The organism is Klebsiella sp. 10982, assembly GCF_048589245.1.
Taxonomy (GTDB): Bacteria; Pseudomonadota; Gammaproteobacteria; order Enterobacterales; family Enterobacteriaceae; genus Klebsiella; species Klebsiella quasivariicola.
The window spans coordinates 1-321 of the sequence record NZ_JBMAXV010000160.1; the positions used below are offsets into that span (position 1 = coordinate 1).

The 321-nt window shown below is 61.1% G+C and carries 1 protein-coding gene; it reads left to right on the forward strand.

Features of this window, described 5'->3' with window-relative positions:
• Positions 1-267: DDE-type integrase/transposase/recombinase (locus ACKLKD_RS28080; RefSeq protein WP_011152977.1), on the forward strand; the 267-nt coding region annotated here is incomplete at its 5' end.
• Between the last annotated feature and the right edge of the window lie 54 nt (positions 268-321).

The following is a 321-nucleotide window of genomic DNA, read 5'->3' on the forward strand; positions in this document are numbered from 1 at the left end:
CTCAATAACGTGATCGAGGCCGATCACGGAAAGCTCAAGATACTGATCAAGCCGGTGCGCGGTTTCAAATCGATCCCCACGGCCTATGCCACGATCAAGGGATTCGAAGTCATGCGAGCCCTGCGCAAAGGACAGGCTCGCCCCTGGTGCCTGCAGCCCGGCATCAGGGGCGAGGTGCGCCTTGTGGAGAGAGCTTTTGGCATTGGGCCCTCGGCGCTGACGGAGGCCATGGGCATGCTCAACCACCATTTCGCAGCAGCCGCCTGATCGGCGCAGAGCGACAGCCTACCTCTGACTGCCGCCAATCTTTGCAACAGAGCC